The following is a 15,040-nucleotide window of genomic DNA, read 5'->3' as shown; positions in this document are numbered from 1 at the left end:
TCCGGGGCACCGGCGCCAGGCCCCACGCCGTCGCCCTCCGCGACAGGGCCGTGCGCCGACGGGACGTGCGAGGTCGAGGTCGCGGTGGGGGATGTCGTGACCGTGCCGGAGACGTACGGCCTCGGGCCGATCGAGGTGACGGCGATCACCGTCCGCGCGGTCGAGATGGCCGCGCCGCTGACGGGGTCGGGCTGAGGTGCGACGAGGGGACAGCCGCGACCGTCAACGACGCCATGAGTCTGGAGGTCGTAGATGTCCGCGCCACCGCCGCTGTCCTGCGTATCGAACCTGCCGGGTGATGTGCGGCCCGGTCCTCGGTCTCCCGAGCAGGCGGCTCATCGCAGCCACACCACCATGAGCCCGCTCAAGATGATCAACATCCAGGCGAGCAGCTGCAGCGGAACGGCCGGCCCCGACGGTTCCGCCGGCACTTCGTCCTCGGGTTCCGGCAGGAGCGGCGTGTCCATCGGGATGTTGCGGTACCAGAACTGGTTCAGTCGCGTCCACTGCTCGCGTTCGGCGCCCTCGGCGCCCAAGTGGGTCAGCAGTTCCTGCCGATACAGGTCGAAGGCGACCCGCACCTGTTCTCCGTACAGGCGGGCGGGTGCCAGCGCGCCGCGATAGGTGAGCCAGGCGGTGGCGGCGCCGGCCCAGTAGCAGGTGAGGAACAGCCATGTCGGAGCTTGGACCGCGGCCAGCCACCCGCCCGCGCCGACCGCGAAGAACGCCGCCAGGGCAGAGATGGTCAGATGGAACTCGATCTCCGCGCGGGCCGCCGAGAGCGCCGCGGTGAGGGCGTCCGGGAGCAGCGGGAACAACCGGGGCCAGGTGAGCACGGTGTCCAGGCCATAGCGTTCGTGTGGGTAGCTCTCGCAGGCGCGCAGGACGTTGCCCAGACGGGTGGGCATGATGTCCCGCGCGTCGGGCGGATAGTCGGCGGCGGCTCGGTCGAAGCCCAGACGCCGGGCGCGCCGCCGGTGCCAGCGGCGGCCGGGCAGCATCAGGGCCCGGCCGAGCCGCCCCGGCCACAGACCCTCGTAACAGCGGATGAGCGACTGCGAGCGTCCGGAGACGACGGCCGCGATCACGACGGCGACGATCACCATGCCGGTGCCCGCCAGTACCCGAACGGTGGCGTCGAGGCCGTTCCACTCGCGCAGCATCCGGCCCGGATCGGTGAGCGTGCCGATGATCACCGTGGCGAGGAGGCTCAGAGTGATGAGGACCGGCAGAAGGGCATTGAGCAGGAAGCGCCGGTCGAACAGGGCACTGGTCTCACCCACGACGGTTCCGAGCACGATCAGCTCCCCAGCGTGAGGTCGTGCGGAGGACGATCGGGATTCGCGCATCGCGGCGGTCTGCGCGGGTTCCAGTACTCGAGCGCGTTGCGGTGTCCGCATTCCGCGCAGGCCACGTGGGCCGAGGCGAGCCGGACCCGGCCGGGCAGCGTGCCGTCGGCGGAGGCGCCCATCGGGCCCATCTCGTTGCCGGGCAGCAGGTGCTCGCCCGAGGCGAGGTAGTTCGCCATGAGCGACACCGCGAGTACGGCGACCGGCTTGCCGTCGCGCATGAGCACCAGACGCGGGATGTCCAGCAACAGCAGGGTGATCGCAGGCGAGTTGGCGAGTTCCACGAGAGCGAGGTCGGCGTCCACTTCGATCGCCGGGGGCAACTCGCACCAGTCGGCCAGGGTGTCCGCGACGGCGCCGAGCAGCTCCGCGGCCGTCACGGTGCCCAGCACGCCGCCGCCGTCGGCGACGACCACTCCGACGCCCGTCAGGAGTGCCCTCGCCTCGGCCGGGGTCAGTTCGGCGGGCAGGACGGCGATGTCGTGGTCGGCGTACTTGGCGACCGGATCCGCGGGTCTCAATGCCAGTCTCCGATCAGCACGAATCCGGCCCAGTGATAGGGGTGGGCATAGATCCTCCTGGTGTGGTCGGGGCCTTCGGTATGCCCTTGTCGCGCGAGCGTCGCCCTGGCGAGTGCCGCCCGTAGCATCTGATCGTCCGCACTGTCGCCGTCGGACGTGTCCAGCAACTTCTCGTAGGCGTCCGCCGCGGCGGCGAAGTCCCTCGCGCGGAACCGGGCGTCCGCCAACTCCCGTGCGAGCACCCGGTGTTCGCCCCCGACGCGGGTGCAGTAGCCGACGACGTCATCGAGGGTGGCCTCCCGGACGGCGAGCTGGGCCGTGCGCAGCGCCGCGGCCTTGCCCTCGCCGGCCCGTCTGGCCCGATAGAACGAGTACATCAGCAGTCCGGTGGCCACCTCGTCCACCGCCCACAGGCTGACCATCACCGCTGAGGCGCCCGCATAGATCAAGGCCCTTGTCAGGCCGAACAGTTCGTCGCCCTGCCTGCGATGTGCGACCCCGCTCTGGCAGGCGCTCAGAGTGACCAGGTCCGCCGGCAGCTCCATGCCCAGGATGCGTTCGGCGGTCAGCAGCCCGTCGTCGCCACCGTCCGCGGCGAGCAGCACACGGGATCTTGCGGGCTGCTCGACGTCGAACTCGCCGTGGCAGGCTATGTGGAGCACCGACACGCCGCCGCGCGCTGCCGCGCTCATCCCGGCGACGGTCGCGTCCGGGCCCACGAGCCGTGTGGGGCGGTCCAGCAGGGAGCACACGAGGTTGCTCTGGGCGCGCGAGTGTGACAACGGCCGCTCGGCACGTGAATCGGCCAGCACGACCGACCTGCGCGCCGCGGTCCGCCGTTTCGCCTGGCAGTAGCGCATCACCGCCGCGGCGGAGGTGTAGCAGACGGGGTTGCGCTCGACGAGCGGTGTGCCGTCGACCTCGAAGGCGTGCAACGGCACACCGTGCAGTACGTCGTGCGGCACGATCCAGACGACCTGCCCCGGTGAGCTGTGTCGCACCAGCGGCTCGACCAGCGGGCTCAGCACCTGCCAGTCGGAGGGCTGGGCGGAGTGGACCGCGCTGAACGAGTCACCCACGACGCGGGTCAGCTCGGCGCGGCCCAGTGGCACCCGCACCATCGTCGGCTGAACCGCGCCCGCCCGGGCCAGCAGAAGGACGACCGCGTCCTCCGCCACGTGATACTCGGCCAGCAGCGCCTGCCCGAGCAGCGGCTCGACCTCCGCGAACCTCAACGGGTCGCCTCGCCGCATCTGGGCGTACTCCGCGCCGGGAGCGCCGGTGGTGGCCACCTCCTGCCAGGTTTCGGCCAGTCGGCTGCGGGCGGCGCGTACCGCGGCCAGCGCCCGGACCCGCTCGCCCGGTGCGCCCATGGCCGCGCGTCGCCGACGAACCTCGGCCAGCTGATCGCGTTCTCGGCGGACCAACGCCGCCGGGACGGCGTCCGCACGCAGGTCCGCGGTGTCCCCGAGCTGCTCCAGGAGCAAGCGGGACCGGGCCCGTTCGGCCAGGTCGAACGCGGCCACCGCGGGCCGCTCGGGCCACCCCGGCCCGGACGCGGTGGACAGCAGGGTGATCTGCCGGGTGTGCAGCACTTCGAACCAACCGTTGATCCGTAACCGCAGACGCTCGTCCACGACCTCGTCGCGGAAGCGTTCCTGCAACCGCAGCGCGGCCTCCAGTGTGTCGAAGGCGGCCAACGGGTCGATGTCCGTCTGCACCCTGGCCAGCTCCATCAGGACGTCCATGGCGATCAACTGCTGTGAGTTGCGTTCCAGCAGATCAGCGGCTTCGCGCAGGTCGTCGGTGGCCTCGGCGTGACGCCCCCGGCGCCAACGTTCCCGGCCCCGGTCGACCAGCCGCCGGGCCGGGCCGTCGCCAGGCATGCGGGAGGGGGTGATGCCGCTGCCCCCGCCTGGTGCGGAGACCGGCGGCGCGGCGGACACCAGCGGTGGCCAGGGAGGGTTGTGCCGACCGAGGTCGATGATCGGGGGCCGGTCAGCGGCCCGTTCCAGCTTCCGGTACGCCCGGTAGTCATCGAACTCGGGCAGTTCGGCGCCCGCCCACCGGCGCGTCGGCGCGAGTAGCGCGGGGTCGGCGGCAATGGTCCTGCGTTCGGTATCCGCCTCGGCGGCCCGGTCCAGCCGCTCGGCCAGGACGCGGGCGCGGAACAGCCTGGCAAGGGCGGCGAAGTCGGGCAGTCCCGACTCGGTGAATCCGGCCGCGGCCGTGCGATAGGCGGCCTCGGCACCCGTCCAGTTCGCCTCCGCCTCCAGCACCTGGCCCCTGCTGAGCGCACAGTCGGCCCGTGCCCGGGCGACCGCGTCCGCCGCCGCATGCGGCTCGGAGGCGTCGATCAGGTCCTCCGCCGCCTCCAGCCAGGCCTTCCCCTCGATGATCGCCGCGTCCGTGGGCGGCCAGCGGCGCTGCGTGTATTCCGGCCATCGGTACTTGCCGTACTGGCCGGTCAGGCAGACCACGGCCAGTGCGGCCATGGTGTGGGGCAGGGCGAGACCGGTCGGACGGCGCTTCTCGTCGTTCAGCCAGGCTTGCGCGACATGGGCGTCGTAGGACGTGTTGTCCCGCCGGAAGTTCTGGGCGGACAGCACCCTGGTCCACCACAGTGGTGAGGAGTCCGCCGGTATTTGACGTAGCGTCAGTTCACCCAGTGCCCCCAGCGAGGTCAGAATGGACGCCCATGCCGCCGGTGTCGAGGGCTGGACCACGCAGGCATAGGCCAGCCAGGTCCCCCCGACGAGGCTGCCGACGCCGCGGGCCACCGGCCAGGCCCACCGGACCGGCCAGCTCAGCACCGTGGTGACCAGCACCTGCATCACCACCATGGCAAGGGTGGTGACACCGAAGTCGGACGCGTCGCCGGGCAGCGCGTCGGGATCACCTGTCACCACGAGCAGCATGCCCAGGTGGGTCACGACGTCCAGCGACAGGTACCACCGCCGGTCATACCGGCTCATCGCGCGCGTACCGGCCCGACCGGCCCAGCACACCGCTGTCGCCAGCACACCCGCGGCCAGGACGAGGACCGGTGGAAGCGGACTGCCGAGGACGACCACGGTCACGGCCGTCGACAGCGGCAGCCACACCAGCAGCCACGACACCGCCGAGACCAGTCGGCCCACTGGTTCCACCGGCCGGCCGGTCACGCCGGACAGCTCGCCCTTGAGACGACCGCTGTACCTGAAGCGGAGCCGCATCCTCCGGCCGGTGTCGCTGGTCGCCAGCAGCCGCACGGCGAACCCACCGGCAGCCGGGAGCACCCACCACTCGAGCAACCCCGGGTCCGGGTGCCGGATCGCGGCGGTCACGGCGTACCCCAGAGCCAGCTCAGGCGCCCCGAACCCCGTCACCACCGCGAAGTTGACGAGCAGGACGAGTCCCAGCGCGTTGCCGTCGAGGTCCTCGGCCATCCCGGTGAAGCCGAGCAGCACGCCTGCCGACAGGGTCAGGAGGTGTCGCACGCCGCGTCCCACGGGGCTCATCATCCCCGACCCACTGTCGGGTCCACAACAAGACCAGTACGTTGCTGACGATCGGATGCGTGAGAGTCCCGCGGGGGAGGCGTGCGTGACCGTCGAAACGACCGGCTCGGAACCGTCCGAGCTCGTACGGGCGTTGTTGGTGGGCACCTGCGTCGTGTACGCCTTGCTGCGTCTTCGGGAGGCACGCGCGCCCGTGCGCCGAGGGCCGCGCCGCTATGCCGTCGACCTGGTGCTGGCGCTCGCCCTGCTGCCGGTCTCCGGACCCTTCGGCGATCTGGTGACCGAACTGGCGCGTCAGTCGGCGCTGATCCCGCTCGCGATCGGCCTGGTCGCGGGACTGGCGGGCCTGGCCACCACCGGCCTGGCGGCCGCCGCGTCGTTCGCCCTGGGCAGCGGCGGGACGAGCGTGCTCGCGTGGTTCGTCTCACCCCTGCTGATCGGTGCCGCCCTGCGCGGGATTCGCCCCGACCCGGAGACACCGGATTCGCCGGACGCGGTGTGGCGGGCTGAACTGCGAGCGGTGCGCGGGCGCGTCCAGAAGCTGCCCGGGGGGATGTATCCCACGTTCCCGGGTCCCTCCGACGTCCTCTGGGGGGTGGTGGCCAGGCTGACGTGCGTCATCCCTCTCCTCCTTGTGCTCCTGACTCCGGCCCCGGAAAACGCAGACCTGAGGGCACGAGTCGTCTGTGCGCTGCTCATGGGGGGAATGCTGCTCGCCTATGACCGGGCCCGACGGCCGCTGCTGATGCCGCATCGCCGACTCGCCCGCATGACGGACCTCGGTGTGCTCCTGGTTCTTCTGGTCGTGGCGTACGGGCCGCTGGGCGAGTTGTTGGCACGGTGGTGGGCCGCCCACCCGGCGGTCGACGAGTGGCGTGTGGCACTGCCCGCCATCCTCGCAACGGTCATCGCGCCGCTGGTCACTCCGCGCTTCGACGGGCGGCGGCTCGCCTGGCTGCTCAACCGCTCGCTGCGGTTCTTCTTCGGCATCCCCCAGATCATTCTGGTCTCCGCGACCTTTCCGTTCCTTGTCGGGGGCGTGTTCCACCCGACGCAGGAGCTGACGCGGGCATCGGCCCTGGCTCTGGTCGCCGGGTTCGCCTACGGCGCGAACTCCGCCCTGTACGCGGCCTACAGCACACGGCATGTCGCGGACGTGCTCATCCTGCTCGAGGCGAGCACCACGCATCGGGAACGACTGCTCAACGGATGGGTGTCGGACACCTTCTACCGACGCAGGCGATGGCTGGCGGGGCGCCCCTGGGACTACTCGTTACCGCGGATGGCAGCGACACTGGCCGAACTCAGCGCACAGTCGTCGGTCGCCACCGCGGGCGTGTACGTGTACCTGCCCTGGGGCGGCCGGGTGAGACTCGACCACGAAGCCGTTGCCGAACTGCTGGACCTGGCGGAAGAAATCCTGGACCACGTCGACGTCGCCTTCCCACCCGCACAGTACGGGCGGGGGACCAGGCTGTACCGAGCGCAGCAGGTCGCTCGTGCCGACGTCGCCTCCCACCGCAGCAACGTGGCTCAGTACCTGGACGACTTCGAAGGGACCGTCGCCGCGGCGAACCAGGCCGCCGATCACTATGGGGCGATAGACGCGCAGTCCCACGCCGCCGTCTTGCGTATCTTCGCCGCCGACCGGCTGTCCGGCCGCGGACAACACGAAACCGCCGCCGCCCTGCTCGCGGAAATCCCGGAAGACCTGCCACCGGTCATCCGCCGACTCCTTCTCGTCACCCGGGCAGCCTCGGCTCACGAAGCCCATCGCACCGCCGCCGCCCGAGCTCTGCTGACGGCCGCACGGGCCATTCCCGACCGCACCACTCCCGACTTCCGCAGGGCCTTCGCCCCCGAGGGGATCGACTTCCCGTCGTTCGCCGAAGGTGCTCGAAGCGGCATGGTCATGGCTGAACTTCGTCTCGATCGTGAACTCGGCGGCACTCGCCCAAGCGCTCGGTGAGCCCCCGGGGTCACTGACCGAGCGGGCGCCTCGGCAAGGGTGACGAGTAGACCACGCTGGTCGTCACCGAGCCCAGCGTGCCGATCTTCCCGGAGACCTCCTCCAGATGCCGCATCGAGCGGGCCGCGACCTTGATGACGAAGCAGTCGTCGCCCGTGACGTGGTGGGCCTCCAGGATCTCGGGCGTCGCGGCGACCAGGTCGTGGAAGGGCTTGTAGTTGCCGTTCGGATAGCGAAGGCGTACGAAGGCGAGGATCGGCAGCCCCAGCCGCTCGGGGTCGACCACGGCGGCGTACCCCTGGATGACGCCCGCCTCCTCCAGGCGGCGCACCCGTTCCGTGACCGCGCTCGCGGACATGGACACGGCACGGGCGAGCTCGGCGAAACTGGCCCGGCCCTCCCGTTGGAGGACGTCGAGGATGCGCCAGTCGGTGGCGTCCGGGGAAAACATGGTCATGGGGGAGGAGTAGCAGGAGAATCCCCGGTGGATCAAGGGGGGTGCCGGGGATTGTGCCTTCTGGAAGTGGATCACCGGGCCATAGGTTGCTGGGCATGACGAACGCCGCCACAGCCTCCGAAACCGCCCACACCAAGGTCACCGCCAACCCCGTCCTGCGCGTGGCTCCCGCCGCCCCGGCCGAGGCCGCCGCCTACTTCCGGGCGAGCCTCGTCTTCCACGCCGACGTCTCCGATGTCGCCGCCGCGCTCGTGGCCGACGGCGACCCCGGCTTCGTCGTGCTCGACTCCCGTTCCACCGAGTCCTGGGACCAGGGCCACATTCCGGGCGCGATCCACCTCCCCACCGCCCTGGTCCCCGAGCAGGCCGAGCAACTCCTCGACAGGTCGGTGCCCGTCGTGACGTACTGCTGGGGCCCCGGCTGCAACGGCGCGACCCGCGCCGCCCTCGCCCTCGCCGAACTCGGCTACCAGGTCAAGGAGATGCTCGGTGGCTTCGAGTACTGGGCGCGCGAGGGGTTCGCCTACGAGACCTGGGAGGGCGGTGAGCGGCGCGCCGCCGACCCGCTGACTGCTCCGGTGGACGCGGAGAACTGCGGCTGCTGATCCGCGCGTTGGGCACGGTGACCGGTGAGCGCGCTGTGCGTGTAGGTTCTGCTGCCATGGTGCGATACGCGGAACCGGGCGCGGTGCGGTGGGTGGAGTCGGGCGGCGGCCCCCTGATAGCGATACCGGAGACGGTGCTGCCGTTCTGGGCGGGCGCCGACGGCGACGAGACCGCCTCGGACTACGACCGGGCCTGCGAGGTCGACGGGTCCGTCGGCCTGCTGCCCGTGGGCGACAGCGCGGCCCTGGTGCTGGGCGACGAGCCCGCCTCGACCGCCTATCTGCCCGACCACGGCGTCTTCGTACGCTGGTGTGCGGCCGACTCGGAGGCGGAACTGCTCGCCCGGGTTCCGGCCGCCCTCGCCACCGCCGTCTGGGAACACGAGGTGCGCTGGAAGGTGCCGGGCGCGGTGGTCCTCTTCGACTCCGCCTGGCCTGGACCCGAGACCGAACGGACCGGGCATCTGCGGGTGTCCCTGGAGCCGGGGGCGTACGCCGTGCGCGCCGCGCAGGTGCGGCCGGGACCGGAGACGTGGCTGGGGCTGGTCCAGTTGGAGCGGCTGCCGCACTCCGAATAACCAGGTGCGCCGGACCCGGGCGTTCCCCATGATGATCTGTCATGCCCCGATTCCCCCACCCCGCCCCAGAAGACCTGCGCCGCGACCCCCTGCCCCTGCGCGGCCGGACCGCTCTGGTCACGGGGGCCAGCAGACGCGCCGGCATCGGACATGCCGTGGCCCGGCGGCTCGCCGCGTACGGCGCGAGCGTCTATCTGCACCACCATGTGCCGCACGACGCCGCCATGCCCTGGGGAGCCGACCGGCCCGAGGAGGTCGTCGCCTCCGTCCGTGAGGCGCTCGGTGACCCCGATGCCCGGGGCCTCTCGGGACCGGGCGACCTCTCCGACCCGGCCGCGCCCGCCGAACTGATCGCGGCCGCCGCCGAGGCGCTCGGTGGACGGCTCGACATCCTGATCGCCAACCACGCCGTCAGCGGCTCCGACGGCACCCTCGACGAGATCGACGCCACGATGCTCGACACGCACTGGACGGTCGACACGCGCGCCGTACTGCTCCTCGTCCAGGCGCACGCCCGGCTCAGGCCGGCCGGCCCCGGCGGACGCGTCGTGATGATGACCTCCGGGCAGGACATCGCGGGCGGCATGCCGGGCGAGATCGCCTACGCCCTTCAGAAGGGCGCCCTCGCCTCCATCACCCGCTCCCTGTCGACCACGCTCGCCGGACAGGGGATCACCGTGAACACCGTCAACCCCGGCCCCGTCGACACGGATTACTTGACCGGCGAGGTGTACGAGGCCGTCGCGGCCGCCTTCCCCGCCGGCCGGTGGGGCATGCCGGACGACCCGGCCCGCCTCATCGCCTGGCTGGCGACGGACGAGGCGGGCTGGATCACCGGTGAGGTCATCAACTCCGAGGGCGGCTTCCGGCGCTGATCAGAGCGCGGACAGCTCGTCGACCAGGTCGTCCAGGCCCAGCGAGCCCTGAGAAAGGGCAGCCATGTGCCACGCCTTGAGGTCGAAGGCGTCACCGTGCCGCTCGCGCGCCTGCTCGCGGCCCAGCAGCCACGCCCGCTCGCCGAGCTTGTAGCCGATGGCCTGGCCCGGGATCGTCAGATACCGGGTCAGCTCGCTCTCCACGAAGTCCGCCGGACGGCTGCTGTGCGAGCCGAAGAACTCCTGCGCCAGCTCCGGAGTCCAGCGCTCACCCGGGTGGAACGGCGAGTCGGCCGGAATCTCCAGCTCCAGGTGCATGCCGATGTCGACGATGACGCGGGCCGCCCGCATCATCTGCGCGTCGAGATAGCCGAGGCGGTGCTCCGGATCCGTGAGGAAGCCGAGCTCGTCCATCAGCCGCTCCGCGTACAGCGCCCAGCCCTCGGCATTGGCGCTGACCATGCCGACCGTGGCCTGGTAGCGGGAGAGGTTCCCGGCGATATGCGTCCACTGCGCGAGCTGGAGGTGATGGCCCGGCACGCCCTCGTGGTACCAGGTCGAGACGAGGTCGTAGACCGGGAACCGGGTCAGGCCCATCGTCGGCAGCCAGGTGCGGCCCGGTCGCGAGAAGTCCTCGGTCGGCGGCGTGTAGTACGGGGCCGCCGCGCCGCCGGGCGGGGCGATGCACGACTCCACCTTCCGTACCCGCTCGGCGAGTTCGAAGTGCGTGCCGTCCAGCTTCTCGATCGCCTCGTCCATCAGGCCCTGAAGCCAGTCACGGACCTCGTCGACGCCCTCGATGTGCTTGCCGTGCTCATCGAGGTGCGCCAGCGCCACCCACGGCGTCGCGGCGCCCGGAAGGATCCGCTCCGCCTCCTTCCTCATCTCGCCGAGCAGCCGGTGGTACTCGGTCCAGCCGTACGCGTACGCCTCGTCCAGGTCGAGGTCCGTGCCGTTGAAGTAGCGCGCCCACCGGGCGTACCGCTCGCGGCCCACCGTGTTCGGCGCGCCCTCGATCGCCGGCGCGTACACGTCGCGCATCCAGTCCCGCAGCTCCACCACGGCGGCCGTCGCACCACGGGCGGCCTCGTCCAGCTCCGCGCGCAGCGCCTCGGGACCGGCCGCCACGAAGTCCTCGAACCAGCCGCGGCCCTCGCCCGTGTCGGACCACTCGGTGAGCTGCTCGACGAACGTGGCGGTCGGCCGCGGAGCCGCGTACAGCTTGCGCTCCAGCCCCTGTGCGAGGGACTCGCGGTACCCCGCGTACGCGGTCGGCACCGCGCGCAGCCGTTCGGCGATGGCCGCCCAGTCCTCGTCGGTCCCGCTCGGCGTGACGGTGAAGACCTCACGGACCGAATGGGCGGGCGTGGCCATGTTGCCGACCGAGCGCAGGCCCTCGTTCGCCTCGTGCACGGCGAGTTCCGCGGTGAGCCGCTCGCGCAGCAGGCGCCCGCACCGGCGCTCGCTGTCACTGTCCGCGCCGGGCACGCGCTCTGCCTCGTCGAGACGGGCGAGGGTGGCCCGCTGAAGCTCCGCGAGTGCCTCCTGGCCCGCGGGCGAGAGGTCGGGGAGCCGGCTCGAACTCTCCTTCACACCGAGATACGTACCGGTGATCGGATCGAGGGCGATGAGCTCGTCGACATACGCGTCGGCGACCTCACGGGGCAGCGGGCTGTGGGTATCAGACATACGGGCCATCCTCGTACGGCGACCGCCGCCGCGTCAGCCCGGTTCCGCCGGTGCCCGCCCGCGTCAGCCGGATTTCGCTGAGGGCTTGTGCTCCGGCGCACCGGGTGGCAGCAGCGGCCCGCAGTGCCACTGCTGGAAGATCAACCGCGTCTCCACCCGCGCCACTTCGCGCTGGGAGGTGAACTCGTCGAGCACCAGTCGCTGGAGGTCCGCCATGTCCGCGACGGCGACATGCACGAGATAGTCGTCCGGCCCGGTCAGATGGAACACGGTCAGCGACTCCGGCAGCGCCCGGATCCGCTCCACGAACGGCCCCACCAACTCCCGCCGATGCGGCCTGACCTGCACGGACAGCAGTGCCTGAAGCCCGCGGCCCAGTTTGGCCGGGTCCAGTCTGAGCTGATGGCCGAGAATCACGCCCGAGCGGCGCAGCCGGGTCACCCGGTCCAGACACGTCGACGGCGCCACCCCGACCTGCGCGGCGAGGTCGCGATACGTGGTCCGGGCGTCGTTCTGCAGGAGCCGCAGCAGATGCAGATCGACCGGATCCAGTACGACAGATTCGGCCATGTCCCGAACGTAACACGGGGTCGTGCCTGTGAGACCCGCCCGCTGTTCAGTCTTCCGCTGCATGGACCCAGCGAGCAGGGAGGCATACGCCGGTATGCACGGGTACGACGACGTACGCACCGCATCTAGAGCACTCGCCACCGAGGCCGTCCACGCCGGCCGCGACGACCTCGCCCGGCAGGGACTGCACGCCCCGCCGATCGATCTGTCCACCACCTACCCCTCCTACGACAGCCGCGGCGAGGCCGCCCGCATCGACGCCTTCGCGACCACCGGCGCCGAGCCGGACGGCCCGCCCGTCTACGGCCGCCTCGGCAACCCGACCGTCGCCCGCTTCGAGACCGCCCTCGCCCGCCTGGAGGGCACGGAGGCGGCGGTCGCCTTCGCGAGCGGGATGGCCGCACTGACCGCGGTCCTGCTCGTACGGGCCTCGATGGGCCTGCGCCATGTCGTCGCCGTCCGTCCGCTGTACGGCTGCAGCGACCATCTGCTCACCGCCGGGCTGCTGGGCTCGGAAGTGACCTGGACCGACCCGGCCGGCATCGCGGAGGCGCTGCGTCCGGACACCGGCCTGGTGATGGTCGAGTCCCCGGCCAACCCGACGCTCGCCGAGGTGGACCTGCGCGCGGTGGCCCACGCCTGCGGCTCCGTGCCGCTGCTCGCGGACAACACGTTCGCCACGCCCGTGCTGCAGCGTCCCGCCGAACACGGTGCGCGGCTGGTGCTGCACAGCGCCACCAAGTACCTCGGCGGGCACGGGGACGTGATGGCGGGCGTGGTGGCCTGCGACGAGGAGTTCGCCGGACGGCTCCGGCAGATACGGTTCGCCACGGGCGGCGTCCTGCACCCGCTGGCCGGCTACCTCCTGCTGCGCGGCCTGTCCACCCTCCCCGTGCGCGTCCGGGCCGCCTCGGAGACCGCCGCCGAACTCGCCCGCCGCCTCACCGCCGACCCGCGCGTCGCCCGCGTCCACTACCCGCGCATCGGCGGTGCCATGATCGCCTTCGAGGTCGACGGCGACCCGCACGGGGTCATCGCCGGCGTCCGCCTGATCACCCCGGCCGTGAGCCTCGGCAGCGTCGACACCCTCATTCAGCACCCGGCGTCCATCAGCCACCGCATCGTCGACGCGGACGACCGCCGCGGCGCCGGCGTCAGCGACCGCTTGCTGCGGCTGTCGGTGGGCCTGGAGGACGTGGAGGACCTGTGGGCGGATCTGGACGCAGCGCTGGGCGCGGCGGCGCACCCCCGCAGGGGCGCGGGGAACCGCGCGACCAGCCACAACGAACCCGCAGCCGCCGCCCGGTCCTAACCCTTGTGGCGCTCAGGCGATGAGGCCGCGCCCAACTCACCCGCACCGGACACTCGTCCCACAACCCCCATGGCCCCCTCCGGCTCAACCGGCGGAGCCAACCGCGCGGTGATGACCAGGGTCCCCTCCTCGACCTGATAGTCGAGGGGGAGCCCCAACCCCCGCATCGCCGCGACCATCCCGGTGTTGGACGACTGCGTCACCGCGTACACACTCGCGCACCCAGCCTCCACCGCCATCCCCACCAGCCTGCGCAGCAACTCGGCGCCGATGCCACGCCGTTGCCAAGCGTCCTCGACCAGCAGCGCGACCTCCGTCTCGTCCCCGTCCCACAGCAGATGACCGAGCCCGACGATGCGCCCCGACGCGGTCTGTACGGCGAGCGTCCGCCCGAACCTCGGACTGAGCAGGTGGCCCAGATAGCGGTCGGCGTCACCGACCGGCCCGTGGTACCGCATCCCGAGCGTCCGCGAGGAGCACCGCCCGTGCATCTCCTTCGCGGCCCGAAGGTCTCCGGTGTCCGCCCGGCGCACGGTGATGTCGTTGCCCTCGGGCAGAGTCAGTACGTCCTCGCTGCGCGGCACGCGCGGCCCGAGCCGGGCATCCAGCTCCACCAGCGCCCGCGCCCGCGCGAACTCGGTCGGCGTGAACGGCAGATACGGCCGCTCCACGGTGATCACTCCACCTTCCGGCGCCCGCAGTCGCATCACGGTCTCCTCGAGAGCCCCTTCCACCGGCACCGCCTTCGAAGCCCGGCTGCCCCCGGCCGGCACCGCGGGCAGCGAACGGATGGTGCAGCGCCCCAGCAACTGCCGCAACGCCAGCGGGAGTTCCGCCGCGTCCAGGGCGGTGCGGGTGGCGAGGCCCAGCACCCGGGTCGGCGCGTCCACCAGGTCATGGGCGTCGGCCCGCTCGATCCAGGTCCCGTTACCGCCGGCCATCGAGGCCGCCTCGGCGATCTCGGCCGCCGCGAGCCCACCGGGCGCACGGAGCAGGAACTCGTCCACCGTGCCCTCGGCCAGCGGGTGGGTCTGGAGGCTCAGGATGTCCACCCGCAGCCCGGCGAGCGCGGTGCACAGTGCCGCGAGCGACCCGGGCGCGTCCTTCACCGTCGTCCGCATCCGCCACAGCGCACTCTCCTCGGACACGGTCGCGGACGTCTCCCGGGACTGCTCCGACGGCCCGGCCTGCTCCGCGGAGGGCGGCCGGGCGCCGGTATCGCTCGTCGGCGGCGCGTGACCGTGGCGGCGTGACCACCATGAGTGGAACCCCGCCGCCGCGGCCAGCGCCGTCGCCGCGACCAGCAGCAGCGCCGGTCCGTCGGGCGCCTTCCCGATCAGGTGCGGCACGCCGTCGACCACGGCCACCGCCGTGAGGAGGGCGGCCAGGTGGATGACGTTGCGTCGCCAGTGGTGCACGGGGCGCCCGTGCTTCGCCCGTGTCACATCAGACATGTCTCGACTCATGCAGCCACTGTGAAGGAAGGGTGTTGCGTGATCACGAACGCATTGTGACCGGGCGGTAAAGAAGGCTTATGCCGGTTTTGTCGTCTCTTCAATTACGTTGCGCGGTGAGGTGCGGCGGGGTGGAGCGGGGTGGGTCGGCCGAGGCAGGT

The 15,040-nt window shown here is 71.8% G+C and carries 12 protein-coding genes; 5 read left to right on the top strand and 7 right to left on the bottom strand.

Features of this window, described 5'->3' with window-relative positions; translation table 11 throughout:
- Nucleotides 1–335: 335 nt before the first annotated feature.
- The 3 genes from ACZ4UU_RS35230 to ACZ4UU_RS35220 are packed head-to-tail and all read right to left on the bottom strand — an operon-like array spanning nt 336 to nt 5,361.
- Nucleotides 336–1,298: a hypothetical protein gene (locus ACZ4UU_RS35230; RefSeq protein WP_471907458.1), complete on the bottom strand. Its 963-nt coding sequence runs from the start codon at nt 1,296–1,298 to the stop codon at nt 336–338.
- 2 nt (nt 1,299–1,300) lie between these two features.
- A complete protein-coding gene (locus ACZ4UU_RS35225) occupies nt 1,301–1,870 on the bottom strand; it encodes a hypothetical protein (RefSeq protein WP_471907457.1) in 570 nt (189 codons plus the stop codon).
- A complete protein-coding gene (locus ACZ4UU_RS35220; protein WP_471907456.1) occupies nt 1,867–5,361 on the bottom strand; it encodes a CHAT domain-containing protein in 3,495 nt (1,164 codons plus the stop codon). Before ACZ4UU_RS35220 ends, ACZ4UU_RS35225 begins: the two co-directional genes overlap by 4 nt.
- 94 nt (nt 5,362–5,455) lie before the next feature.
- Here ACZ4UU_RS35220 and ACZ4UU_RS35215 point away from each other — a divergent pair, with 94 nt between their 5' ends.
- Nucleotides 5,456–7,339, top strand: a complete 1,884-nt coding sequence (locus ACZ4UU_RS35215; protein WP_471907455.1) for a hypothetical protein — start codon at nt 5,456–5,458, stop codon at nt 7,337–7,339.
- Between the two features lie 10 nt (nt 7,340–7,349).
- On the opposite strand, the gene ACZ4UU_RS35210 is transcribed toward ACZ4UU_RS35215, so the two are convergent.
- Nucleotides 7,350–7,796 carry an Lrp/AsnC family transcriptional regulator gene (locus tag ACZ4UU_RS35210; RefSeq protein WP_471907454.1) on the bottom strand — a complete coding sequence of 149 codons (447 nt, stop codon included), beginning with the start codon at nt 7,794–7,796 and terminating at the stop codon, nt 7,350–7,352.
- 95 nt (nt 7,797–7,891) lie between these two features.
- Here ACZ4UU_RS35210 and ACZ4UU_RS35205 point away from each other — a divergent pair, with 95 nt between their 5' ends.
- Genes ACZ4UU_RS35205 through ACZ4UU_RS35195 form a run of 3 tightly spaced genes read left to right on the top strand, consistent with a single transcriptional unit; the run spans nt 7,892 to nt 9,854 of the window.
- The gene (locus ACZ4UU_RS35205; protein ID WP_471907453.1) at nt 7,892–8,401 is read left to right on the top strand and encodes a rhodanese-like domain-containing protein; all 510 of its coding nucleotides are present in this window, start codon (nt 7,892–7,894) and stop codon (nt 8,399–8,401) included.
- 56 nt (nt 8,402–8,457) lie between these two features.
- Nucleotides 8,458–8,979, top strand: a complete 522-nt coding sequence (locus ACZ4UU_RS35200) for an immunity 21 family protein (RefSeq protein ID WP_471907452.1) — start codon at nt 8,458–8,460, stop codon at nt 8,977–8,979.
- Between the two features lie 41 nt (nt 8,980–9,020).
- On the top strand, nt 9,021–9,854 hold the full coding sequence (locus tag ACZ4UU_RS35195; RefSeq protein WP_471907451.1) for an SDR family oxidoreductase: 834 nt from the start codon (nt 9,021–9,023) through the stop codon (nt 9,852–9,854).
- On the opposite strand, the gene ACZ4UU_RS35190 is transcribed toward ACZ4UU_RS35195, so the two are convergent.
- Both ACZ4UU_RS35190 and ACZ4UU_RS35185 read right to left on the bottom strand, forming a co-directional pair.
- Nucleotides 9,855–11,543, bottom strand: coding sequence for a DUF885 domain-containing protein (locus ACZ4UU_RS35190; RefSeq protein WP_471907450.1), 1,689 nt, complete (start codon nt 11,541–11,543; stop codon nt 9,855–9,857). It abuts the gene before it with no gap.
- A 63-nt stretch (nt 11,544–11,606) separates the two neighbouring features.
- Nucleotides 11,607–12,113 (bottom strand): Lrp/AsnC family transcriptional regulator, encoded by a 507-nt coding sequence (locus ACZ4UU_RS35185; RefSeq protein ID WP_471907449.1) that lies wholly within the window; start codon nt 12,111–12,113, stop codon nt 11,607–11,609.
- Nucleotides 12,114–12,174: 61 nt separating this feature from the next.
- On the opposite strand from ACZ4UU_RS35185, the gene ACZ4UU_RS35180 reads away from it, so the two are divergent.
- Nucleotides 12,175–13,425 carry a trans-sulfuration enzyme family protein gene (locus tag ACZ4UU_RS35180; RefSeq protein WP_471907448.1) on the top strand — a complete coding sequence of 417 codons (1,251 nt, stop codon included), beginning with the start codon at nt 12,175–12,177 and terminating at the stop codon, nt 13,423–13,425.
- On the opposite strand, the gene ACZ4UU_RS35175 is transcribed toward ACZ4UU_RS35180, so the two are convergent.
- Nucleotides 13,422–14,843 (bottom strand): GNAT family N-acetyltransferase, encoded by a 1,422-nt coding sequence (locus tag ACZ4UU_RS35175; protein ID WP_471907543.1) that lies wholly within the window; start codon nt 14,841–14,843, stop codon nt 13,422–13,424. The two genes, ACZ4UU_RS35180 and ACZ4UU_RS35175, sit on opposite strands and share 4 nt — an antisense overlap.
- Nucleotides 14,844–15,040: the final 197 nt, after the last annotated feature.

The sequence above is a fragment of the Streptomyces sp. NPDC028907 genome, from assembly GCF_055564995.1.
Note: the sequence above shows the minus strand (reverse complement) of the source record. Positions and strands in the feature narration are given on the sequence as shown.